Here is a 23,363-nt window from a genome sequence, read left to right as displayed (position 1 = left end):
TATCCTATCATTGTTAAAGCAAAAAGTCAGTTGAATATTCATTCCTGCTGACATAACTGTAAGGTTTGCTCAATTAATTTACGAGCAATTGTGCCTTGTGGAGGCAATATTGGCAAAGGCTGATCCACCGAAAACCAAGCAGCATCATAAATTTCCTCAGGCTGAATTTTTATTTCCCCCTCCGCATAATCCGCTAAAAATCCCACCATTTGCGAATTAGGAAAAGCCCAAGGCTGGCTTGCTACATAACGGATATTTTTTACTTTTATATTGGTTTCCTCAAAAATTTCCCGCTCTACTGCTTGCTCAAAAGACTCTCCCACTTCCACAAATCCTGCTAAGGTAGTATACATTTGGCTTTCTTTATGACGTTGATGACAAGCCAATAAAATCTCTTTTCCTCGCCGAACCGCTACAATAATAGACGGGCAAATCACAGGATAAGTACGAAAATGACATTGTTCACATTCCACAGCCCATTCATCTTGTGCTAATAAAGTTTTATGCCCACATTTACCACAAAATTGATGCGTATGAAAAAAGTAATTTAACTCTATGCCACGACTTAATAAATTGAAAGTACGCTCAGGTAAATAAAGTTGATCACGCAAAGAAAAATAAGCCCGCTGAGAATCAGGCACTTCCGCCACCAACCAAAGGGGTTGTTGTTCCAATGCCCCAATTACCATAGCTTGTAAGCCCTCTAATTGAAACTCTTTGGCATAGCCATAAGGCAATTTTCCATCAATCAAATGTAATTGGCTACCTTGGGTCAGCAACCAGAAACCACAGTCTTGCGGATTAATTTTTTGCATAATATTCTCTCTATTTTTTACCATAACATAAAAAGTGCGGTTATTTTTTTATGTATTTTGCTTCTCTCTACGCTTTTGCTCTCGTACCTTTTGCACTTTTTGTTTTACACGTTCATCAATCATTTGCCGTTTATGTTGTTCTTGTTGACGACGTTTATCTAAAATCACTTCCTTATTCGTGATAATTTCAATTTTCTTCGGTGCTTTTGCTTCATCTTGCTTAGCTAATTGAAGAATATTGGCTTGTCCTAATGTAACCTGTTGTAAATCAGGTTGTAGCCAAATATGTTCATTATTAGGGAAAACTATCGCAATGACAGTGGACAAATTATGTTCTTTCAATAGGTCAAAATCCACTCGGCAAAGTTTGTCGCCCGCTTTTACCTGATCGCCTTGTTCAACAAAACAATCAAATCCTCTACCATCAAGAATGACCGTATCCAGTCCAATATGAATAAGCACTTCTACACCGTCTTTACCCCGTAAAGTATAGGCGTGTTTAGTTGGGTATGTTGCAATCACTTCAGCATCAAAAGGCGCGACAACAAAACGCTCTGTTGGAATAATCGCAAACCCTTCGCCCATATATCCGCCAGCAAATCCTTCATCTCTCACTGCCCCCAAAGGAATGACCCAACCCGCTGCAGGAGAAAGGAAAGGATATTGGCAGTATTGTTCCGCAGGTGCTGTCATTTTATGTTCCGCTGGCGGTAAATTTTGTTCCTCTTTTAAAAAGTTTTCTTCAACTTCCGCATAAATAGAGGCGATATCAATATCCTCTTCATCATTTTCGCTATGGGGATTATCATTATTTTCTTGTTTATCCATATTTTCGTTTGGCTCTGAGGCATTTTCCGTTAATTCTTCTTCATTATTTTTACTTTGTATGCCTGTTAAATCATAACTGGTTAATTTTTTTAAGCCAATAAGATAAGTTAAAGTAAAAGAAATGGCTGCACCGATAAGCCCTGCGATAATCCATGTGAGTAAGAATTGTGGTTTAATAGAAATAACCCCCAATATACCAGCAACACCGATACTTAATGCCTCAACACCGCCACCAATGGAAATCATACAAGCAATAGAGGTTCCTATCATACCTGCCACCATAGGGAACACATATTTAAGATTGACCCCAAAAATAGCAGGTTCGGAAACCGCAATATAACAGGAAATGGTAGCAGGAATATTGATTTGACTGGCTTTCACATTTTTACGTTGTAGGATTGTCATTGCTAAAATGGCTGATGCCTGACAAATACTTGATAAGGCTAATAATGGCCAAATGGGCGTACCGCCTTTAGTTGATACCAAAGTTAAATCTATGGCTGTGGCAATTTGATGTAAACCTGTTAGCTGTACAGGAACAAACACAAAGCCAAAAATCCCTGCCACCAAGATTTTATAATCGGAGGCAAAACCAGCCAAAATAATATCCGCTAACCAATTTCCTACGGCTAAGCCCACTGGTCCTGCAATTGCCTGAGCAATTAAAATAGCAGGAATTAATGAAGCCACTGGCACAACAATCATCGCAATTAAGGTTGGCGTGATAGAACGAAAAAACCGTTCCAAACTCACAAGGACAAAGCCTGCTAACATTGCGGCAACCACTTGCCCTTGATAGGAATAATTATAAACTTTGAAATAACCAAAATCCCAAGATGACACTTTATCAATAGGAATATTAGCTATATCACTAACAGGGATAAATCCTGAATAAACAAGGGAAAGTCCTAACACAATCCCCAACACCTGTGATGCCCCCATTCGGCGACAAATAGACCAACAGATAAACACAGGTAAGGCAGGAAAAATAATATTACCAATTAACACCAATAATTGATTTAAGCCATGAAAAATTAGCGATATTTCCGCTAAGGATTTACTGCCACCATCAAAAAACTTAATTACCCCAATTAAATTTTGCAACCCTAAGGTAATCCCACCAACAATAAGGGCAGGGATCACTGGAGCAAAAATATCGCCTAAAATACCAATAATCCGTTGTAAAAAAGACTTTTCATTTTTACGCTCACGCTCACTAGCAATAATTGCCTCTTTTAATTTTTCTGGCGTTGCATTAGGTAAATGGGTACATTGTGCAAAAGCCTGAAAAAACTCTGCCACATCAGGCCCAATAATAATTTGAAATTGCCCAGCTCGTGTAAATGTTCCTTTGACAGAATCCAAATCTTCAATTTTATCCGTTGCCACTAAATTTGCTTTATGTAAAACAAACCGCATTCGGGTTAAACAATGGGTAACTGCCGCAATATTCTCGATACCCCCCACATAATCCACTAACAATCTTGCATCATTTGTATATTTAGCCATAACTACCTACCTAAATAAAAAATTAGTCTGTTATTGTAACGAGAGAGGAGGGAATTGTGAATAATGGGCATTTGATTACAAACCAAACCATAAAAAATGCGGTAAATTGACCGCACTTTTTAATATTGTTGTCCCATTTAAAAATAGACACGCCTCACCATTCTCTTTGTACTGTCTTCGGCGTGCCACCTTGTCTTAGTTTAAATTGAAAGGACTATAAATAAAATTTAACTTTATGCATTTACAATTTCAGCAACTTCAACTTTACGGTTTTCATAACGGGATTTAGTGCAGGCATCAGCTGTGGCAATAGCTGCTCTCGCTGCCTCTCCTGTGAGTAATTTTTTAAACTCCTCGGTGGCAGGCATACCATGTAAAATATCATTAAGATATTTCATTTCTTTCCGCATAATTGAACTCAGCCACAATGGCGTACGTTTCCCCGGTTTACCGTATTGAATTGCGCCGTCCATTTCTGTACTGGTATAAATGCGTGTACGATCATCATCTTCTTCTTGGCTTTCATGGATCAAAAAATGACTATCTTGCCCATTAACACGTAACGTTCCGCCACAATGATACATATCCAATTTTATTGCCCCTTTTTCGCCTTGAATAAGCAAATAATGTTCTCCCCAACGGAACGCGGATCCCCATTCTAAAACGGCAAAACGATTATCATCAAATTCTAAATTCACGAACAACATATCATCTTCATCGCCAAATTTTTCACTTTGATGTGCTACATTACCCGCTGTCATTGTTACTGTTTTTGGCATACCGCCCATAATAAACTGCACACAATCCAGTTCATGAATATGATGATATAAATGTCCTCCCGATTTTGACCGCACTTTTTTCCAAGATATTTCTGCTTGTTCATCTTCCCAGCCATTACGAGCTGAATGGCAATAAAGCACTTTACCAATCACACCTTGTTGAATTAATTCTTTAGCATGATGTACACCATTAAAGAAATTCATAATATGCCCAGCCATAAATACCACACCATTTTCTTCACAAGCACGTACCATTTCATCACAGTCAGCATAACTCAATGCAATGGGTTTCTCACAAAAAACGTGTTTTTTATGCCGAGCAGCTTGAATAACGGGCTCTTTATGTAGATAATTTGGCGTTGCCACAATCACACAATCTACATCTGGACTACTCACTAACTGTTCTAACGAAGTTGCATTCACACAATTTAATTCTTGTGCAATCGTTGCTCCGTTATCAGGATCATACACCATACTAATCGTTGCAGTATCAATTTCATTCATAAAGCGAGCAAGATCTGCACCAAAATAGCCTACGCCAACAACACCATATTTAATCATATTGTTTTCCTCTTGATTATTTTACAGAACCTTCTGCCAATCCTTTTGCTATTTTATTTTGGATAAAACAGAAGAAGATAACTGATGGAATGACAACTAATACTGAGGCTGCCATCATATCGCCCCAATCTAAAATCTCAGCCCCATTCAATGAACGTAATGCAACAGCAACGGTCATCTTGCTAGTATCATTGACCAAAATAAGTGCATATAAGAATTCATTCCAAGCATTAATGAAAGTATAAATTGCGGTAGCTACAATCCCCGGAGCAACCAGTGGCAAAACAATTTTGAAGAATACGGTAAATTTATTCGCGCCATCAATTCTCGCAGCTTCTTCAATTTCAATAGGCACCGTTTGGAAAAAACCAACAAGTAACCAAACCGCATAAGGTACACTGAAGGATAAATAGACAATAATTAATCCCGTCATCGTATTCGTTAATCCTATTTTTGCCATCGCAATGGAATAAGGTATTGCCAAAAGAATAGGGGGAAAAATATAAGTAGTGACCAATAATTTAGACATTATTGAGCCAAGTTTAGGGAAAAATCTTACAATACCATAGGCTGCCATAGCCGAAATAGTGATAGCTATTACTGTTGTGATTAAAGAAATAACTAAACTATTTTTTATATTAACAATGAAATTTAAGTCATTAATGACATGTTCAAAATATTCAAAAGTTAATACCTTAGGCCAAAAACGTGTTGGATCATTGGTTAATTCTCCTTTACCTTTTATTGAGGATATAAAAATCCATACAAGGGGAAAGACCGCAATAATCGTCATTATGCTTAGGAATAAATGAGAAATAATATCGCCTAGCCAAGTTATTTTCTTTTTCATAATCTATCTCCCTTCTTTTTCCCAACGATTAATAATTTTGAAGTAAATAAAACAAACTAACAGTAGGAAAATAAACAGTAATACGGTTACTGCTGAAGAACGTCCAAGCAACTTGCTTCCCCACCCCATATCATAGGCAAAGATTGGTAAAGTCATCGTTGCATCTGCTGGACCACCACCGGTAATTAAGTAAATGATATCGAAATTATTGAAAACCCAAATGGTGCGTAATACCACTAATAATCCCACCACGACTTTAATATGTGGCAAGGTAATATAACGGAAAATCTGCCACATATTTGCACCATCAATTTTTGCTGCTTCATATTGATCTGCGGGAACAGTTTGTAAAGCAGATAGCACATTAACCATAATCAAAGGAGCGCCAAACCAAATGTTAATAAACACTAGGCAAATAAATGCCCATGTACGATCTGCAAGGAAATTGGGGGCAATATCCATAAAACCTAATTGGACAAGAATATTAGGTAAATAACCATAAACACCATTCAAAATCCATTGCCAAGAAAAGGCAATCACAATTGTTGGAAATGCCCAAGGAACAATTAAAAGTATTTTATATAACCACTGAAAATGTCTGACTCTATTTAAAGCAAGTGCAAGTAAAAAACCTACCAAAACCTGCCCAATTAAAGAAAAAATCGTCCATTTAAGTGAATTAACAAAAGACAACCAAAAAGTAGGGTCAGATAAAACAGCTTTATAATTTGCTAGCCCCACAAAACTATAATGAGGCATAATTAAATTTTTATTGGTAAAACTATAAAAAATGCTGGATAAAAAAGGATAAACAAACAGTACTGATACCACTAATAATGCAGGTAATACAAATATCCAGCGAGTATAATTATGACGTGTTTGGTAGTACATAAACTTACCCCTTGTATTATGATTTAATTAACAATAATTGCCTCAAAAAGTGTATTTAACTCTTTCTCTGCTTTTTCAGCTGCAACCATAGAATCTGTTCCATTAATCACTATATCCTGAAACATTTTTTCAATAATATGTTGATTAGTTATCATACCGGCTTGTACACTTGCCCCTCGTTCAAATCCAATAGCAGAGCCACGTTCAGCTGCCGCAGCAATCACTTTTTCAGCTTGATTGAACTGTTGAATAACAGGATTTTGTTGATATTCTTCTTGTTGTGAAATACCTTTAATCGCAGGCAACATACCAACTGGAACTGCAGTTAAAAATTGAATATAACGATCTTTTTCATATAAAGTTTTCAGAAAAGCCTTAGCAATATCTGGGTGTTTTGATTGTTTCCATACAACCAATGGTATATTTGAAGTTTCTGCCGCATAATCAGGATCATTAATATGACGTTTAGGCAGAGGATAGGCATCAATTTCACTGAGTAATTGTGGTGAATTTGCTTTTACGCCACCAATTTGAAAACCTGAATTAAAATCAAATGCTGTTTTACCTTGATAAAACAAAGTAGCTTGTTGTAAAACGTTATAATTCACAGAATCTCTAGGGGAAGTATTTTGATACATTTTTACCCAGTATTTGATACCCTCTTGTACTAAGGGGCTAGTTAAATCAACTTTAAGATCTTCAGTGAGTAAACTTCCACCACCACTTCTTACATAAAGGTTAAGCAAACGTGTTGCCATAAAATCATTACTTCCCATAGGAACTGACAAGCCATAAACATTATCTTGAGTTAAGATTTTGGCTGTATCATAAAGTTGTTGCCATGTTTGTGGAACAGGTAGATTATGTTTAGCTAGCAAATCCTTACGAACCCACATAACTTGAGCATGGGAATACAAAGGAAGAGAATAATTGTGCTGATTTAAACTGCCTTCATTAATAGCTGTTGCTGAAAATTTATCTCTGCCAATACTATCAATTAAATCATTAATGGGCTGTAATGCACCAAAATTAATCATTTCAATTACTTGATTAGGCAATGCGGTACTCATATCAGGAACATTTCCAGAAGATAAACCTGTCGTCCATTTAGTATAAAAATCGTTCCAAGAAAAGGTTTCAATTTTTATACTCACTTTAGGGTGTTTTTGCTGAAATTCATTTGCTGCTTGCTGAATAATTTCTAAACGTGGGCCTTGAGTAAAAGAATGCCAAAATATAAGATTACCTGATAATTCTTGTCCCTCTTGTGGCATTCCTATATTGACAGTTTGTGGTTCTGTTTTTTCACAAGCTGATAATAGTGTCATACTTGCTAAGACAGATAACCAAAGTGAAGAAAGTTTTTTTACTCGCATAATCATTCTCCTTATAAAGTAAACAAAGATTGCTCTGTTTCAGGATCAAAGAAATGGGCATATTTCATATCAAAAGCTAACTTAATATTTTGCCCCATTGAAATATTCTGCCGAGAAGGTACTATCGCTTTAATTTGTTGTCCTGCAATTTCGGTATGTAGAATATATTCAGCACCAAGTAACTCTGACACATGAATATCCGCATTAAGAATGGAATGTTGATAAATTCCTAATAACATAGGATCATTAGAAATATTTTCTGGTCTAATCCCTAAAATCACCGATTTATTTTGATAGCCTTTTTCTACAAGATATTGATATATTTTTTCAGGGATAAATAATGTTACATCTTTATTTACTACAAAATAATTATCCTCAATAGTTCCCCGAATAAAATTCATGGTTGGTGCACCAATAAATCCAGCAACAAATAAATTATTAGGGTGATTATAAATTTCTCTTGGTGTACCTATTTGTTGTACAATGCCTGCTTTCATCACCACAATACGATCAGCCATTGTCATCGCCTCTGTTTGATCATGAGTAACATAAATGGTTGTTGCATTGAGTTTTTTATGAATACGAATAATTTCAGCACGCATATTACTCCGTAATTTAGCGTCTAAATTAGATAAAGGTTCGTCCATTAAAAACACTTTTGGGGAACGTACAATAGTACGTCCTAAAGCGACTCGTTGACGTTGTCCACCAGATAAGGCTTTGGGTTTACGATTTAATAACTGTTCTAAACCTAAAATTTTAGCGGCTTCTTGTACTTTTTGATCAATTTGTACTTTAGGTAACTTGCGTAGTTTTAAAGCAAATGCCATATTTTCATAAACCGTCATATGGGGATATAAAGCATAAGATTGGAATACCATTGCAATATCTCGATCTTTTGCCTCAACATCATTAACTAAACGATCATCAATATAAAATTCTCCCGCAGAAATATCGTCAAGCCCTGCTATCATTCTTAATGTTGTTGATTTACCACAACCCGAAGGACCAACTAATGCAATAAATTCTTTATCTTGTACAACTAAGTTAAAATCTTGCACTGCTTCAAAGCCATTGTCATAGCGTTTATAAATATTCTTTAATACTAAGGTCGCCATCTTTATCTCCTTGATCTGAAATATAAAGATTATTGATTTAGGATTTACAACTTAAGGAAAATAGATAAAATAATAAGCAATTTTTTATTATTTTTTACAACATCTGATATATGACATATGATGTCTTATATCTATTAAGAAATAAAGAGATCTAGATCACAAAAATGAAAAAATTATGAGCAAATTAACTAAAAAAGAAGCCTCACTTGAATTACAAGAAAAAATAAAACAACTTATTCTGCAACGCCAATTAAAATCTGGCGATCTTATGCCAACCGAAAATGAGTTGATTGAACTTTTTTCTGTAAGCCGTTCTAGTTTAAGAGAAGCAATTAAATCCTTAGAAGCATTACACATACTAGACATTAGGCATGGTATAGGCACATTTGTTGGCGAATCATCGCTTGTACCTATGATTCGTGGATTAACATTCTATGCACAACTACATTTACAGGATAATTTAAAAAATATTTTAGACATTCTTGATGTTAGAGAAATCTTACAATATGGTTTTGCTCCTATGGCAGTAGCTCAAATTACTGACATTGAAGTGCAATCCCTACTAGAATTGGTCGCAATTATTGAACAAAATGCCTATAAAAATCAATTTTCACTTAACGAAGAACGACACATTCATTTGTTGATATATCAATCGATTAACAATCATTTATTAACACAATATCTAGATGCATTTTGGCAAATTTATCAACAACTTGAAAAAGATCTCCCTAAATTAACAACTACTCCGACTATGGTAGCTATGCAATATAGAGAATTAGTTGATGCCATTGAAGCAAGGGATTTAGAGCGTACACAACGTGCAATTCTCTACTATTTTCAGCAAATTAGATTAGGTTTAACAAAAGGAATTAAAGTATGACACATATTACCACTGCCTTAGTCGGTTGTGGCTTTTTTGGACAACAGCTGGCTCAAGGTTTTACTAAAGCAAATTCGCAATTAATTGGAGTAACGGATATTGATAAGCATAGGGCTCAACAATTAGCAGAAAAATTTAATACTCAGGCTTATACTGATATTCATCAACTACTAAAACACACTACGCCTGATTTACTTTTAATCGCTACACCTAACTATGCCCATCAAGATCCTGCAATGATAGCACTTAACCATAATTGCCATCTATTTATTGAAACACCTTTTGTGATTGATCCTAAACAAGGCCAACAAATTATTAACCTAGCTCAACAAAAACAAAAACAGATTTTTGTTGGGCATTTATTACGCACCTTACCGGGGCTACTAAAGGCAAAACAAATTATTACACAAAACCAACTAGGTAAAATTACCGTTGCCCGAGCAAATCGTCAACGTTGGATCGATAGCTCAACAAATAAACATTGGTGGAAAAATGATATTAAACTTACTGGTGGTAAATTATTTAATGAAATTCATGAACTCGATCTGCTCTGTTGGTTATTAGGTGATGTTCATTCTGTTTATGCACAAGCCACAAATATTGCACATTTAGATACCCCTGAAAATCACGATATTATTCAATTATTATTACGCTTTAATAATGGTATTTTTGCCTCCCTTGAAATGGGCACTGCCTATCGTTTACATGAATGGGGGATAGCTATACATGGCGAATTAGGAGCATTAGTTGTAAATTTCTTCACTTCCACAATGACCTTGACTTTATCTAATGGCCATCGTCAACAATTTAATCTATTTGATGAATTTGAAGCCGATCTCTCTTTAAGAGAAAGTAGTAAAAATATTCAGCGTTATCACGAAAAAGATACTTTAGCACCATTATGGTTAAGTCGAGCCGTAGAAATTGAAGCTGAAAATATAATTAATCATCTATTAGGAAAACAGCACTCTGTATTAACTAATAATATTATGTTTGCCGTTTCCGCCGCAAACGCTGCAAGTTTATCAATAAAACAACAAAAGTTAATCCTACTTTCTAATTAATATAGTCGTTTCAATTTAAAGTGGAACGACTATAAAAGTAAAATATCCCATTTAATAAAATAAATGGGATACACTTAATATCTTATATATCATAATTAAAACTCACAATCCTTATTTTCGTGGCTGTTAAGATACCTTAGTAATAACTTGTTTAACCAAACTCATAATATATTCTAAATTATCTGTATTTGATACTGTTAGATCATAATCACCATTGCCATTACGCCCTATTTTAGAAACATCTCTTGTTAATTTCTTAGGATCATCAAGCTGTCCTTTTTTCATATTTATCCATATTTTTAAATTCTTTTTCTGTGGCAATACATCAATAACATTTGTTTTAAGTTTAAAAGCAATATACATTTTAACAGGGACAATTTCTATATTATTATCTAATCTTAAAACTTCATTTTTAAAAATATCATAAAGTTCTTTAATTTCTTCACTTTTACCCTCTAAATGATCATTTTCAGTATAAGTTTTTAATTCTTTATTTAGTTCACTAATACTTGAATGAGGTTCAGTTTTAATTTGTTTAAAACTAACAGCAGATTTTGTTTTCTTAATTTGATTAAATACTATAATATTATTCTCAAAACTTTTTATTTCCCATAATTCTATGGGTAAGTCTTTGAAATTTACTGCTTGACGTTGATAATTATTGAAAGAGGGGGCGATAAATAACACTTTACTCTGAGAGAAATCAACACTATCTCGTTTTAGATTTTTTCCTGTTTTCTCATTATACTCAATAATAAACTCTGCTTTATTATCAAGCATAATATTTAGATAAGAAATACCTTGATCAACAACGCTATCATTTTGATTACGTTTATATTCAATAATAACAAAAGATCGGGTTTCTGGATTAAAGGCTAGCGTATCAATACGATAATTTTTAATAGAAAATTCTGAACAAACAAATTCCAATCCTCCTATGAGTAAATTTAAATTGTTCTCTACAAGATACTGTATATCTTTTTCTTTACGAAAAGTTTTTTCTTTTAGTTCTAAAATGGTTTGCTGTTTTTGGTGAAATAATAACATAAATTTACCCTATTTAAATATTATAATCCCTATCCTACCATTTATAGATAAAATGCTCAATCAAGCAAATAAGCCCCATTTGCCATAAAACAAATGGGGCTTAACTTAAAAACAGCGATAATGATTAACTAAAAGAAATGCGTTTCATATCTTTCATATAACCACGCAATTCTTGACCAATTAATTCAATTGGGTGGTTGCGAATTGCGTCATTGACATCGCGTAAAGTAATATTATCAATTTCTACCGTAGGGGTTGGTTCGCCTAAATCACCACGTTTTAAGGTTGGTAAAATTTCTTTTGCTAAAATTGGAGCGGCTACATTAGCAAATAAATAGTTACCATATTCTGCAGTATCTGAAATGACGACATTCATCTCATATAAACGTTTACGAGCGATGGTGTTAGCGATTAATGGTAATTCGTGTAATGATTCATAGTAAGCAGACTCTTCGTAAATACCACTTGCAACCATAGTATCAAAGGCTAATTCTACCCCTGCTTTTACCATTGCAATCATTAATACGCCATTATCAAAATATTCTTGCTCACTAATTTTGCCATCATATTTTGGCGCGTTTTCAAAGGCTGTTTTACCAGTTTCTTCACGCCATGTTAATAAATTAACATCGCCATTTGCCCAATCTTCCATCATCACACGCGAGAATTCGCCACTGATAATATCGTCCATATGTTTTTCAAATAAAAAGGCTAATTTCTCTTTAATTTGTTCGGATAATTCAAAGGCACGCAATTTCGCACTGTTAGAAAGGCGATCCATCATTAAGGTAATACCACCTTGTTTTAAGGCTTCAGTAATGGTTTCCCAACCATATTGGATTAATTTTGCCGCATAGGCTGGATCTTTGCCATCAGCAACCATTTGATCATAACAAACGATTGAGCCAGCTTGTAACATACCACAAAGAATGGTTTGTTCGCCCATTAAATCTGATTTCACTTCCGCCACAAATGATGACTCTAATACGCCTGCACGATGACCACCTGTTGCAGCTGCCCAAGCCTTCGCAATGGCTAGACCGTCCCCTTGAGGGTCATTTTCTGGGTGAACCGCAATTAATGTTGGTACACCAAAGCCTCGTTTATATTCTTCACGCACTTCCGTTCCCGGGCATTTTGGTGCGACCATAACCACCGTAATATCTGGGCGGATTTGTTCGCCAACTTCAACGATATTTAAACCATGTGAATAACCTAATGCTGCCCCTTGTTTCATTAATGGCATCACATCAGCCACCACTTTAGAATGTTGTTTATCTGGAGTAAGGTTAATCACTAAATCAGCTGTCGGGATTAATTCATCATAAGTACCTACGGTAAAACCATTCTCACTGGCACGTTGGAAAGAGGCACGTTTTTCTGCAATGGCTTCAGGGCGTAACGCATAACTAATGTCTAACCCCGAATCACGCATATTTAAACCTTGATTTAACCCCTGAGCGCCACAGCCCACAATCACAATTTTTTTACCTTTTAGAAAATTTGCTTCATCAGCAAATTCTTCACGCTCCATAAAACGGCAGCGTCCTAATTGATCTAATTGTTGGCGTAAATTTAAGGTATTAAAATAATTGCCCATAATATGTTGTCCTTATTTCGTTAAATAATATTGTTTATCATAGAAAGACCTATTGTCTTCTTTTTCATTATTTAGTATAACCACTTTTATTTTTGCGTAAATTGATATTATTGCGATAGAATATTGCAAAATATGCAACAACAATATTTCGCCTATGGATTTCAAAGATCTCAACCTGTTTTTACAACTTGCAGAAAATAAAAATTTTAGCAAAACGGCAAATCAACATTTTATGTCAGCCTCCACCCTTTCTCGCCAAATTCAACGTATGGAACAAGAATTAGGTAAGCCTTTATTTTTTCGTGATAATCGCCAAGTGGTTTTGACGGAAACCGGGGAAAAATTTCTGCAATTTGCTCAACAGCAGTGGCAACAATGGCAACAATTTAAACAAAGTCTAACCGTTAATCCACAGCAATTAATGGGCGAATTGCGAATTTATTGCTCGGTAACTGCGGCTTATAGCCACCTACCAAATATTCTTGAGCGTTTTCGTCAGCATTATCCAAAAGTTGAAATCAAATTAACCACAGGCGATCCTGCTCTTGCTTTGCATTATATTGATAGCGAACAAGCTGATCTGGCTTTAACAGGCAAGCCTCAACAACTTCCTAACCATATTCAATTTCAAGCTATTGATAACCTCAATATGGCAATGATTGCCCCACGAATGGCTTGTTTATCCACCCAATTATTGCAACAAAAACCCATTGATTGGCAAACTATTCCTTTTATTTTGCCAATAGAAGGACCTGTTCGCCAACGTATTGACCAATGGTTTCGCCAACATAAAATCAAGCACCCCAAAATTTACGCCACTGTGGCTGGACACGAAGGCATTGTGCCTATGGTTGCCCTTGGTTGTGGGGTAGCTCTGTTGCCTGAAGTAGTGATTAAACATAGTCCAATGAATAGCCAAGTATCAATGCTTAATCTTGATTTAGTGGTTGAGCCTTTATCACTGGGTATTTGTAGCCAAAAACGCCACCTTAGCCACCCCCTGATCCAAGCCTTTTGGCAAATATTATAGTCGCTGCCAATTTAAAATGAGACAAGGCAGTATGCCGAATACAGTACAAGCAGTACGGCGAGGCGTACCAACGCTGTATCATTTTAAAGTGGAACGACTATAGCTCGTTAAAGCTAGGAAAAGGAAAAAAGTGCAGTATAATATTGAAAAAATTTTCCCCATGAAACGCCTATGTTAAAAGGAATTGTTAGCTCGCTTATTGCCTCTTCACTATTTGGTTATTTATATTATTTTTCTACCTTATTACAACCGCTAACGGGCGAGGCTATCTTTGGTTATCGTATTGTGTTGACTTATCCCTTTTTACTGGTGGCTATTTTTTTGTTTAAACAAAAAGCCATTTTTATCCAACATATTCACAATATTCGCCAACAGCCCAAATTACTAGGGATTTATGCTATTACCAGTGGCCTTATTGGATTTCAAATGTGGTTATTTTTATGGGCACCCAATCATGGTAGTGCATTAAGTGTTTCCTTTGGCTATTTATTATTACCTTTAGTCTTAGTTGCCGCTGGGCATTTTTTGTTTGCAGAACCTATATCAAAAATCAAACTAATTGCGATTTTATTCGCTAGTGTTGGGGTAATAAGCAATATTTTGCTCAAAGGGGGATTATCTTGGGAAAGTATTGTAGTCAGTGCGGGTTATACTTTTTATTTTTGTTTGAGAAAACATTATAACATCGCCGATTTATCCAGTTTTTGTATTGAAATGCTGTTATTGTTGCCCATTTGTGGTTATTTTATTTATCAATCGGATTTCTCAATGTTATACCAAACAAATCCTAATTTAGTCTATTTATTACCGTTATTAGGCTTAATCAGCGGATTAGCCTTGATTACTTATATTCTCGCCAGTGCGTGGTTACCCATGAATTTATTAGGTTTATTAGGCTATGTAGAAACCATTTTAATGATCGTTGTCGCATTTATATTGGGCGAATCTCTTGATCCTAAAAGCTATCCATTATTTATTAGCTTATCGCTTGCTATGCTATTAATTGTGTTAGATGGAGTATACAGCTTGAAAGTGAAAAAATATAATCATAATCGTTCCTCTTAAATTGAAACGACTATATTAAAGCAGAATAAATATTTCGTACACATTAAGCTTCATATATAAAAACCACCTTTCGGTGGTTTTTATAGCCGTTCCTCTTTAAAATGATACAGTGTTGGTACGCCTCGCCGTACTACTTGTACAGTCTTCGACGTACCGCCTTATCTCATTTTAAATTGAAACGACTATATCATTAACGTTTATTTTTAACCAATTTTTCGGTAAGTTCATAAGCTCGCAGTTTTGCTAATTCTTTGGATAATTTAGAAGCAAGAATTTCATAATTTGCATCTTTAGCCCCAGCAACAATATTTTGTTCCGCTTTACGCTTAGCTTCTAAAATACGATCGCCATCAAGCTCTTTTCCTCGAATAGCCACATCAGCAAGTACGGTAACAACATTGGGTTGTACTTCTAGAAAACCACCTGAAACATAAATAACTTCTTCTTGATCATTTTCTAGTACAATTTTAACAATCCCCGGTTTTATTGCTGTAAGTAAAGGAATATGTCCCGGTAAAATACCTAATTCCCCCTCACTTCCCGTAACCTGAATACGTTTTACTTCTCCAGTAAAAATGCTTTGTTCTGCACTTACCACTGTTAATGTTACTGTCGTCATTTTATTCTCCTTCAAGTTTTCTATTTAACACTTGAAGTGATTACATATTTTTCGCTTTTTCTAGCACTTCTTCAATAGAACCTACCATATAGAACGCTTGTTCTGGAATATGGTCATATTCGCCATCTAAAATACCTTTGAAACCACGAATTGTATCTTTTAATGACACATATTTGCCCGGTGAACCTGTAAAGACTTCCGCCACAAAGAAAGGTTGTGATAAGAAACGTTCAATTTTTCTTGCACGAGCTACCACTAATTTATCTTCTTCGGAAAGCTCGTCCATACCAAGAATCGCAATAATATCTTTTAATTCTTTATAACGTTGTAAAATACCTTGCACACCACGAGCAACATTATAATGTTCCTCACCAACCACTAATGGGTCAAGTTGTCTTGAGGTAGAATCAAGAGGGTCAACCGCTGGATAAATCCCTAAAGAAGCAATTTGACGGCTTAATACCACCGTTGAGTCTAAGTGAGCAAAGGTTGTTGCTGGTGAAGGGTCAGTTAAGTCATCAGCAGGTACATAAACCGCTTGTACTGAGGTAATAGAACCTGTTTTGGTTGAAGTAATACGCTCTTGTAATACCCCCATTTCCTCTGCTAAGGTTGGCTGATAACCTACGGCAGAAGGCATACGACCTAATAATGCAGACACTTCTGTTCCCGCTAAGGTATAACGATAAATATTATCCACGAAGAATAAAACATCACGCCCTTCGTCACGGAATTTTTCTGCCATAGTTAACCCTGTTAAAGCTACACGTAAACGGTTACCCGGTGGCTCATTCATTTGTCCATAAACGAGGGAAACTTTATCTAATACGTTAGAATCGGTCATTTCGTGATAGAAATCATTACCCTCACGTGTACGTTCACCGACCCCCGCAAATACAGAATAACCAGAGTGCTCAATGGCAATATTACGGATTAACTCCATCATATTAACGGTTTTACCTACTCCAGCACCACCAAACAGCCCCACTTTACCCCCTTTGGCAAATGGACAGATTAAGTCAATAACTTTAATCCCTGTTTCTAATAATTCTGTACTGTTAGATTGCTCTTCATAACTTGGTGGCGCACGATGAATAGACCAACTTTCTTCTGCACCAATCTCGCCTTTTTCATCAATAGGCTCACCTAACACATTCATTATGCGTCCTAAGGTTTTTGTTCCTACAGGTACAGAAATTGGTTTTTTCGTATCCGTAACCGATAAACCACGTTTTAAACCGTCCGATGATCCCATTGCGATACAACGAACAACCCCGCCACCTAATTGTTGCTGAACTTCAAGCACTAAGCCTGTTTCAACATTAAGGGCATCATATACTTTTGGTACTGCATCTTGTGGAAATTCAACGTCAATAACCGCACCGATGATTTGTACAATTTTTCCAGTTGCCATTACCGTTCCTCTAATTGACCTAAATTGCTGCTGCACCTGCAACAATTTCATTTAATTCATTTGTAATACTTGCTTGACGTGCTTTGTTATACACTAATTGTAATTCTTTAATTAAATTAGTTGCATTATCTGTCGCCGCTTTCATCGCGACCATTCGCGCTGCCTGCTCAGAAGCCAAATTTTCAACTACCGCCTGATAAACTTGCGATTCTAAATACCTTACCAATAAGCTATCCAATAATGTTTTCGCATCAGGTTCGTATAAATAATCCCAAGTTTGTGTTACTTCGCCTAAATTATCTGTTTCTAATTCAGGTAAAGGAACGAGCTTTTGTAGTATAGGTTTTTGCGACATGGTATTAACAAATTTATTGTAAGCAATATAGATAGCATCTATTTTGCCTTCACGATAAGCCTCAAATAATCGATTTGCAATACCAATTAATTCTTCTAGCGAAGGATTATCGCCCATACCTGAATGTTGTGCCTTAATATCTAAACCGAGTGAATGGAAAAAATTAATCCCTTTAGCTCCAACTAAGCCTAAAACAGAATCAATATTATTATCATTCCATTCCTTAATCTGATTAAGTGCGGTCTTAAATAAATTAATATTAAGTCCGCCACATAATCCACGATCAGTAGAAACCACTAAGATAGCAACACGTTTAATTTCTCGTTCCTGTAAAAACGGATGTTTATAATCAACATTAGCTTTTGATATATGGCTGATGACTTTGCGTATAGCCTCAGAATAAGGACGAGATAATGACATTCTATCCTGAGTTTTACGCATTTTAGAAGCAGCAACCATTTCCATTGCCTTAGTAATCTTTTGAGTACTTTGCACACTGGAAATTTTGGTTCTTATTTCTTTTGCGCCTGCCATTGTTTTTCTCCGTTAATTGAATTACCAAGAACTGCTTGCTTTGAATTTATCTAAAATACCCTGTAATGTATCTTTGATTTCATCATTATAGTTACCAGTTTGGGTTAATTCAGCCATAAATTCAGCATAATTCCCTTGGGCAAATTCTAATAGACTCTGCTCAAAAGACGCTATGCGATCTAATTCAACATCATCAAGATAACCAAACTCAACGGCAAATAATACTAATGCTTGTTGTGCAACAGAAAGCGGAGAATATTGTTTTTGTTTCAATAATTCTGTTACTTTTTGTCCATGAGATAACTGTTTACGTGTTGCATCATCAAGATCAGAAGCAAACTGGGCAAAAGCGGCAAGTTCACGATATTGTGCTAATGCGGTACGAATACCCCCAGCTAATTTTTTGATCACTTTAGTTTGTGCTGCACCACCTACCCGAGAAACCGAAATACCCGGGTTTACCGCAGGACGAATACCCGAGTTAAACAAATTAGACTCAAGGAAAATCTGTCCATCAGTAATCGAAATCACGTTCGTTGGTACGAAAGCAGAAACATCGCCCGCTTGGGTTTCAATAATAGGTAATGCGGTTAATGAACCTGTTTTTCCTGTTACTTTACCCTGAGTAAAACGTTCTACATAATCTTCATTCACGCGAGAAGCACGTTCTAATAAACGAGAGTGTAAATAGAATACATCGCCCGGGAATGCTTCACGACCCGGTGGGCGGCGTAATAAAAGCGAAATTTGACGATAAGCCACCGCTTGTTTTGATAAATCATCATAAACGATTAACGCATCTTCACCACGATCACGGAAATATTCGCCCATAGCACAACCTGCATAAGGGGCTAAATATTGTAATGCAGCAGATTCAGATGCAGAGGCCACTACCACAATGGTGTTTTGTAAAGCACCATGTTCTTCTAATTTACGCACAACATTCGCAATAGTAGAAGCCTTTTGGCCAATGGCAACATAAATACACTTAATACCAGATTCTTTTTGGTTAATAATCGCATCAATGGCTAAAGCCGTTTTCCCTGTTTGACGGTCGCCGATAATTAACTCACGTTGACCTCGACCAATTGGCACCATTGAGTCAACCGCTTTATAACCTGTTTGTACAGGCTGATCCACCGATTTACGATCAATAACGCCCGGGGCAATAACTTCAATAGGTGAAAAGCCATCATTTTCAATTTCACCTTTACCGTCAATAGGTTGCCCTAAGGTATTAACAACGCGTCCTAATAAACCTCGACCGACAGGCACTTCAAGAATACGTCCCGTACATTGTACTTCCATACCTTCTGCCAAATCCGTATAAGGCCCCATTACTACTGCACCAACGGAATCACGCTCTAAGTTTAAAGCAATCGCATATTTATTTCCGGGTAATGCAATCATCTCACCTTGCATTACATCACTTAAGCCATGGATATGGATAATTCCATCGCTCACTGAAACGATTGTCCCTGTATTACGAGGTTCATTCTCAATATCAAATTGGGCAATTCGTTTTTTAATCAGTTCACTAATTTCTGTTGAATTTAGTTGCATGTTTTGTTCCTCTTACAATTGCAACGCATTTGCTAGGCGACTTAATTGACCTCGGCTACTGCCGTCAATTACCATATCATCAGTACGAATAATCGCCCCTGCGATTAACTCACTATCTACGCTACAATCTAATTTAACTTTAGCCGCAAGTTTCTTTTCCATTGCTTGAGCAATTTTTTGTTGTTGTGCTTGAGTTAATGGTTGAGCAGAAATAACCTTTACTTCTTTAATAGATTGATATTCAGCAACATAAGACAAAAATTGCTGAAAAACAGTCGGAAGTAGCATTAAACGATGATTTTCAGCCATTAACCGAATAAGATTTTGTCCATATTGATCAATCTGATCGGCACAAAGATCAATCAGGGTTTCCGCTGTTTTTTGTGCAGAATTTACACCAGATAAAAGCAACTGTAATTCAGGCTGTTTTACTAACTCAGCCATAAAATTCAACATTGCAGTCCATTTTTCCAGCGTTTGCTGTTCAACCGCAAAATCAAAAACCGCTTTTGCATAAGGACGAGCTATGGTTGTTAATTCCGACATAGGCTTTTCCTTCTATAATTCAGCAACAAGTTTATCAATAATGTCATTATTCGCTGCTTCATCAACTGTGCGACCCACAATTTTCTCTGCACCAGCCACAGCTAAAGAAGCTACTTTAGCGCGTAATTCTTCTTGTACACGTTTACGCTCAGACTCAACCTCAGCATAACCTTGTGCAATAATTTTAGCTTTAAGTTGCTCAGCTTCTGCTTTCACTTCCTCTAAAATTTCATTACGGCGTTTATTGGCTAAATCAACAATTTCTTGTGCTTGCGTTTTTGCTTGAGCCAACTCTTGTTCTACCAATTTTTTGCTATCCGCTTGCTCTTTTTTAGCCGCTTCAGCAGAAGCCAAGGCATCAGCAATTTTTGCCTGACGTTCCTCAATAGCTTTAATAATTGGTGGCCAAACATATTTCATACAAAAAAGTACGAATAATACAAAAGCGACTGTTTGCCAAATTAATGTTGCATTTAAATTCACAACGTCCTCCTCGAGTTGGGATTAGCTTATTAACCTAAGTGCAAAATAAGCTAATTTAAATGATTAAAAATAAATCCAACTCTGTTTTATTGTAATAAACTAATAAATGGATTTGCGAAGATGAAAAGTAAAGAAATACCTACTGCAATCATAGAAATCGCATCTAATAAACCGGCAATAATAAACATTTTAGTTTGTAAACTATTTGCCAGTTCTGGTTGACGAGCTGAAGACTCTAAAAATTTTCCGCCCAATAGACCAAAACCAATTGCGGTACCAATTGCTGCAAACGCAAGCAAAATAGCAGATGCAATGATAGTAGATGAAATTACAGTTTCCATAGTTTTCTCCGTAAAGTTTAAAGGATCTAGCTAAAAGCTAGGGTTAAGTTAATCATAGTTTTTTATTATTAATGTTGTGATTTATTATAAGCAATACTTAAATAAACCACCGTCAACATCATAAAAATAAATGCTTGTAAGGTAATCACTAAAATATGGAAAATAGCCCATACTAAATGTAAAGGAATACCTAACATCGCAATAAGTCCATTAGCACCATACATTACAGCAATTAACACAAAAATTAATTCGCCTGCATACATATTACCAAATAAACGGAACGCCAATGAAATCGGTTTAGCCAATAATGTAACGGTTTCAAGCACCAAGTTAACAGGTACTAATAAAGGGTGGTTAAAAGGGTGAAGTGTATATTCTTTGACAAAGCCTTTTACCCCTTTAGATTTAATAGTGTAGTAAATGATTAAGAAAAATACACCAATCCCCAAAGAAAGCGTAATGCTAATATCGGCAGTAGGTACTGCTCGTAAATAATCAATTCCTGTCATTTTGGCGGTTTCTGGCAAATAATCTACTGGCACAAGATCGATTAGATTCATAATAAATACCCAGCAGAAAATCGTTAATGCCAAAGGTGCAACCGTATGACGTGGCCCATGGAAATTTTCTCTGACAATGCCATCAACCCATTCAACAATCATTTCAACAAAGCATTGTAATTTCCCTGGCACACCACTGGTGGATTTTTTAGCGACTTTATAAAAAAGAGTAAGAAAAATAAGACCAGAAACCACACTAAAGAAAAGCGAATCAAGATGAATAGACCAGAAAGAATCGCCAGAGGCAAGAAAGTGCAAATGGTGCTGAATATAGCCAGTTGCGGTTAATTCTGATGAATGAGCTGCCATAATAAATTTATCCTATAAAATAAATTAACTAATACGGTTTTTCTGCTGTTTTATCAGCAAAATCATAGGTAATACCACATTTAAAGCGAGAAAAAAGACAAAAGCGATAAAAAAAATAACCAAATTAATTGCCTGATAAAAAATAAACACTAATGCAATCATAAACATTGTGAGTAAAAATTTTATCCCTTCGCCTTGATAAAGTGCGGTGGTTTTATTGGTTAAATATTGTGATTTTTCTCGAAAAAAAACAAAACCTATTAATAATACTTGTGGGATAAAACTTGAAATTGCACCAAATAAAAAAGAAACGCCATAATGTTGCTGATAAATCGCTAATAATAAAGAAAATACTGCAAGTAAAATGGCTTCAATGAGAATAACCTTGACATATAAAGCCCTTGTATTTCCTAGTATCCTAGACATTCCTTATTCGCTTTAACTTATCCTTACAAATACTTCCGAATTATACGTTACTCTTGCGGTTATTCAACCTTTAAATACAAAAAAAGTGTTACCTAGTTAACATTTTTGGAAAAAATTTAACATTTTTATAAGTAAAGAAAAGCAAAATTAACCTTGATAGATAAAAACGATCATTTCTTAAGCAAAATTAAATGACGTTCAGCCATTAATTCTGGTACTTGTAGGTTAATTACTTGCTCCACATTGACCTTCGCATCAAGTTGAGCAACTTCTTGTTGTTGATATTGCCCTTTTAAGGCATAAAATTTGCCATTTTCAGCCGGCAAATGCTGACACCAATCCACCATATCTTTTAAGCTAGCAAAGGCTCGACTCAAAACGCCATCAAATTGATGATCGGGTTGATAAACTTCCACTCGGCTTAATACGGTTTCAACGTTTTTCAAAGATAATTCTCGTATGGCATTACGAATAAAGCTGATACGCTTGCCTAAGCTGTCCAATAACACAAATTGTTTATCTGGATTAATAATGGCTAAAGGTAAACCGGGCAAACCGGGGCCGGTACCCACATCAATAAAACGCTGTCCTTGTAAGTATGGGCTAACCACTAAACTATCCAAAATATGCTTAACCAGCATTTCCATAGGATCACGCACTGAGGTTAAATTATAAGCTTTATTCCATTTTGCCAATAATAACACCAAATCCACTAGCTGTTGTTTTTGCTGATCGGTTATCGAAAGAGCGGTCTGTTTTAGCAATAAATTTAATTTTTCCGCTAATGCTGTTGTCATAGT

23 protein-coding genes are annotated in these 23,363 nt (G+C 35.8%); 4 read left to right on the top strand and 19 right to left on the bottom strand.

Translation table 11 applies throughout. The annotated features are described in order from the left end of the window. Positions 1-38: 38 nt before the first annotated feature. The 7 genes from nudC to A6A20_RS06615 all read right to left on the bottom strand — a co-directional run bounded on the left by nudC (position 39) and on the right by A6A20_RS06615 (position 8,727). Entirely contained in the window at positions 39-815 is a 777-nt protein-coding gene (nudC, locus tag A6A20_RS06645; protein ID WP_279572706.1) for an NAD(+) diphosphatase, read from the bottom strand. 48 nt (positions 816-863) lie between these two features. Next, positions 864-3,152: a PTS trehalose transporter subunit IIBC gene (gene treB / locus A6A20_RS06640; protein WP_279572705.1), complete on the bottom strand. Its 2,289-nt coding sequence runs from the start codon at positions 3,150-3,152 to the stop codon at positions 864-866. 233 nt (positions 3,153-3,385) lie between these two features. Continuing rightward, positions 3,386-4,492 carry a Gfo/Idh/MocA family protein gene (locus A6A20_RS06635; protein WP_279572704.1) on the bottom strand — a complete coding sequence of 369 codons (1,107 nt, stop codon included), beginning with the start codon at positions 4,490-4,492 and terminating at the stop codon, positions 3,386-3,388. Between the two features lie 16 nt (positions 4,493-4,508). After that, complete coding sequence (locus A6A20_RS06630) at positions 4,509-5,342, bottom strand: carbohydrate ABC transporter permease (RefSeq protein WP_279572703.1); 834 nt, start codon at positions 5,340-5,342, stop codon at positions 4,509-4,511. Positions 5,343-5,345: 3 nt separating this feature from the next. Further along, positions 5,346-6,233: a carbohydrate ABC transporter permease gene (locus A6A20_RS06625; RefSeq protein WP_279572702.1), complete on the bottom strand. Its 888-nt coding sequence runs from the start codon at positions 6,231-6,233 to the stop codon at positions 5,346-5,348. 23 nt (positions 6,234-6,256) lie between these two features. Further along, a complete protein-coding gene (locus tag A6A20_RS06620; RefSeq protein ID WP_279572701.1) occupies positions 6,257-7,609 on the bottom strand; it encodes an ABC transporter substrate-binding protein in 1,353 nt (450 codons plus the stop codon). A gap of 11 nt (positions 7,610-7,620) precedes the next feature. Beyond that, positions 7,621-8,727 (bottom strand): ABC transporter ATP-binding protein, encoded by a 1,107-nt coding sequence (locus A6A20_RS06615; protein WP_279572700.1) that lies wholly within the window; start codon positions 8,725-8,727, stop codon positions 7,621-7,623. 175 nt (positions 8,728-8,902) lie between these two features. Here A6A20_RS06615 and A6A20_RS06610 point away from each other — a divergent pair, with 175 nt between their 5' ends. Together A6A20_RS06610 and A6A20_RS06605 are read left to right on the top strand one after the other, a co-directional pair. Beyond that, positions 8,903-9,607: a FadR/GntR family transcriptional regulator gene (locus A6A20_RS06610; protein WP_279572699.1), complete on the top strand. Its 705-nt coding sequence runs from the start codon at positions 8,903-8,905 to the stop codon at positions 9,605-9,607. Next, complete coding sequence (locus tag A6A20_RS06605; protein ID WP_279572698.1) at positions 9,604-10,671, top strand: Gfo/Idh/MocA family protein; 1,068 nt, start codon at positions 9,604-9,606, stop codon at positions 10,669-10,671. The genes A6A20_RS06610 and A6A20_RS06605 overlap by 4 nt, the downstream gene beginning before the upstream one ends. Before the next feature lie 126 nt (positions 10,672-10,797). Here A6A20_RS06605 and A6A20_RS06600 read toward each other — a convergent pair whose 3' ends face one another. Both A6A20_RS06600 and ilvC read right to left on the bottom strand, forming a co-directional pair. Then, positions 10,798-11,718, bottom strand: a complete 921-nt coding sequence (locus tag A6A20_RS06600; protein ID WP_279572697.1) for a DUF5655 domain-containing protein — start codon at positions 11,716-11,718, stop codon at positions 10,798-10,800. 124 nt (positions 11,719-11,842) lie between these two features. Continuing rightward, the gene (gene ilvC / locus A6A20_RS06595) at positions 11,843-13,318 is read right to left on the bottom strand and encodes a ketol-acid reductoisomerase (protein ID WP_279572696.1); all 1,476 of its coding nucleotides are present in this window, start codon (positions 13,316-13,318) and stop codon (positions 11,843-11,845) included. A 154-nt stretch (positions 13,319-13,472) separates the two neighbouring features. Here ilvC and ilvY point away from each other — a divergent pair, with 154 nt between their 5' ends. Both ilvY and rarD read left to right on the top strand, forming a co-directional pair. After that, positions 13,473-14,348, top strand: coding sequence for an HTH-type transcriptional activator IlvY (gene ilvY, locus A6A20_RS06590; RefSeq protein WP_279572695.1), 876 nt, complete (start codon positions 13,473-13,475; stop codon positions 14,346-14,348). A gap of 171 nt (positions 14,349-14,519) precedes the next feature. Beyond that, on the top strand, positions 14,520-15,413 hold the full coding sequence (gene rarD / locus A6A20_RS06585) for an EamA family transporter RarD (RefSeq protein WP_279572694.1): 894 nt from the start codon (positions 14,520-14,522) through the stop codon (positions 15,411-15,413). Between the two features lie 190 nt (positions 15,414-15,603). Here the strand turns inward: rarD and A6A20_RS06580 are convergent, their stop codons facing one another. The 10 genes from A6A20_RS06580 to rsmG form a co-directional block, all read right to left on the bottom strand. Beyond that, the gene (locus tag A6A20_RS06580) at positions 15,604-16,032 is read right to left on the bottom strand and encodes a F0F1 ATP synthase subunit epsilon (RefSeq protein ID WP_279572693.1); all 429 of its coding nucleotides are present in this window, start codon (positions 16,030-16,032) and stop codon (positions 15,604-15,606) included. Positions 16,033-16,072: 40 nt separating this feature from the next. Then, a complete protein-coding gene (gene atpD / locus A6A20_RS06575) occupies positions 16,073-17,446 on the bottom strand; it encodes a F0F1 ATP synthase subunit beta (RefSeq protein ID WP_279572692.1) in 1,374 nt (457 codons plus the stop codon). Between the two features lie 19 nt (positions 17,447-17,465). Beyond that, positions 17,466-18,335 (bottom strand): F0F1 ATP synthase subunit gamma, encoded by an 870-nt coding sequence (atpG, locus tag A6A20_RS06570; RefSeq protein WP_279572691.1) that lies wholly within the window; start codon positions 18,333-18,335, stop codon positions 17,466-17,468. Between the two features lie 21 nt (positions 18,336-18,356). After that, positions 18,357-19,898, bottom strand: coding sequence for a F0F1 ATP synthase subunit alpha (atpA, locus tag A6A20_RS06565; RefSeq protein ID WP_279572690.1), 1,542 nt, complete (start codon positions 19,896-19,898; stop codon positions 18,357-18,359). A 12-nt stretch (positions 19,899-19,910) separates the two neighbouring features. Continuing rightward, positions 19,911-20,444, bottom strand: a complete 534-nt coding sequence (gene atpH, locus A6A20_RS06560; RefSeq protein WP_279572689.1) for a F0F1 ATP synthase subunit delta — start codon at positions 20,442-20,444, stop codon at positions 19,911-19,913. A 12-nt stretch (positions 20,445-20,456) separates the two neighbouring features. Then, positions 20,457-20,927: a F0F1 ATP synthase subunit B gene (gene atpF, locus A6A20_RS06555; protein ID WP_279572688.1), complete on the bottom strand. Its 471-nt coding sequence runs from the start codon at positions 20,925-20,927 to the stop codon at positions 20,457-20,459. Between the two features lie 86 nt (positions 20,928-21,013). Beyond that, the gene (atpE, locus tag A6A20_RS06550; RefSeq protein ID WP_279572687.1) at positions 21,014-21,268 is read right to left on the bottom strand and encodes a F0F1 ATP synthase subunit C; all 255 of its coding nucleotides are present in this window, start codon (positions 21,266-21,268) and stop codon (positions 21,014-21,016) included. Positions 21,269-21,336: 68 nt separating this feature from the next. Beyond that, positions 21,337-22,137 carry a F0F1 ATP synthase subunit A gene (gene atpB, locus A6A20_RS06545; RefSeq protein ID WP_279572686.1) on the bottom strand — a complete coding sequence of 267 codons (801 nt, stop codon included), beginning with the start codon at positions 22,135-22,137 and terminating at the stop codon, positions 21,337-21,339. A 24-nt stretch (positions 22,138-22,161) separates the two neighbouring features. After that, positions 22,162-22,563 carry an ATP synthase subunit I gene (locus A6A20_RS06540; RefSeq protein WP_279572685.1) on the bottom strand — a complete coding sequence of 134 codons (402 nt, stop codon included), beginning with the start codon at positions 22,561-22,563 and terminating at the stop codon, positions 22,162-22,164. 170 nt (positions 22,564-22,733) lie between these two features. Continuing rightward, on the bottom strand, positions 22,734-23,360 hold the full coding sequence (rsmG, locus tag A6A20_RS06535) for a 16S rRNA (guanine(527)-N(7))-methyltransferase RsmG (RefSeq protein ID WP_279572684.1): 627 nt from the start codon (positions 23,358-23,360) through the stop codon (positions 22,734-22,736). Positions 23,361-23,363: the final 3 nt, after the last annotated feature.

Source organism: Volucribacter amazonae (assembly GCF_029783845.1).
GTDB lineage: Bacteria > Pseudomonadota > Gammaproteobacteria > Enterobacterales > Pasteurellaceae > Volucribacter > Volucribacter amazonae.
The sequence above is the reverse complement of the archived record's forward strand: the minus strand, read 5'-3'. Positions and strand labels throughout refer to the sequence as shown.

Bases quoted from the DNA above. Each gene is read 5' to 3' on its own strand.
- ilvC (WP_279572696.1), bottom strand. From the start codon at position 13,318: ATGGGCAATTATTTTAATACCTTAAATTTACGCCAACAATTAGATCAA.
- A6A20_RS06580 (WP_279572693.1), bottom strand. From the start codon at position 16,032: ATGACGACAGTAACATTAACAGTGGTAAGTGCAGAACAAAGCATTTTT.
- nudC (WP_279572706.1), bottom strand. From the start codon at position 815: ATGCAAAAAATTAATCCGCAAGACTGTGGTTTCTGGTTGCTGACCCAA.
- A6A20_RS06620 (WP_279572701.1), bottom strand. From the start codon at position 7,609: ATGCGAGTAAAAAAACTTTCTTCACTTTGGTTATCTGTCTTAGCAAGT.
- A6A20_RS06610 (WP_279572699.1), top strand. From the start codon at position 8,903: ATGAGCAAATTAACTAAAAAAGAAGCCTCACTTGAATTACAAGAAAAA.
- A6A20_RS06625 (WP_279572702.1), bottom strand. From the start codon at position 6,233: ATGTACTACCAAACACGTCATAATTATACTCGCTGGATATTTGTATTA.
- atpG (WP_279572691.1), bottom strand. From the start codon at position 18,335: ATGGCAGGCGCAAAAGAAATAAGAACCAAAATTTCCAGTGTGCAAAGT.
- ilvY (WP_279572695.1), top strand. From the start codon at position 13,473: ATGGATTTCAAAGATCTCAACCTGTTTTTACAACTTGCAGAAAATAAA.
- rarD (WP_279572694.1), top strand. From the start codon at position 14,520: ATGTTAAAAGGAATTGTTAGCTCGCTTATTGCCTCTTCACTATTTGGT.
- rsmG (WP_279572684.1), bottom strand. From the start codon at position 23,360: ATGACAACAGCATTAGCGGAAAAATTAAATTTATTGCTAAAACAGACC.
- atpE (WP_279572687.1), bottom strand. From the start codon at position 21,268: ATGGAAACTGTAATTTCATCTACTATCATTGCATCTGCTATTTTGCTT.
- atpD (WP_279572692.1), bottom strand. From the start codon at position 17,446: ATGGCAACTGGAAAAATTGTACAAATCATCGGTGCGGTTATTGACGTT.
- A6A20_RS06630 (WP_279572703.1), bottom strand. From the start codon at position 5,342: ATGAAAAAGAAAATAACTTGGCTAGGCGATATTATTTCTCATTTATTC.
- A6A20_RS06600 (WP_279572697.1), bottom strand. From the start codon at position 11,718: ATGTTATTATTTCACCAAAAACAGCAAACCATTTTAGAACTAAAAGAA.
- A6A20_RS06605 (WP_279572698.1), top strand. From the start codon at position 9,604: ATGACACATATTACCACTGCCTTAGTCGGTTGTGGCTTTTTTGGACAA.
- A6A20_RS06615 (WP_279572700.1), bottom strand. From the start codon at position 8,727: ATGGCGACCTTAGTATTAAAGAATATTTATAAACGCTATGACAATGGC.
- atpH (WP_279572689.1), bottom strand. From the start codon at position 20,444: ATGTCGGAATTAACAACCATAGCTCGTCCTTATGCAAAAGCGGTTTTT.
- atpA (WP_279572690.1), bottom strand. From the start codon at position 19,898: ATGCAACTAAATTCAACAGAAATTAGTGAACTGATTAAAAAACGAATT.
- A6A20_RS06540 (WP_279572685.1), bottom strand. From the start codon at position 22,563: ATGTCTAGGATACTAGGAAATACAAGGGCTTTATATGTCAAGGTTATT.
- treB (WP_279572705.1), bottom strand. From the start codon at position 3,152: ATGGCTAAATATACAAATGATGCAAGATTGTTAGTGGATTATGTGGGG.
- atpB (WP_279572686.1), bottom strand. From the start codon at position 22,137: ATGGCAGCTCATTCATCAGAATTAACCGCAACTGGCTATATTCAGCAC.
- A6A20_RS06635 (WP_279572704.1), bottom strand. From the start codon at position 4,492: ATGATTAAATATGGTGTTGTTGGCGTAGGCTATTTTGGTGCAGATCTT.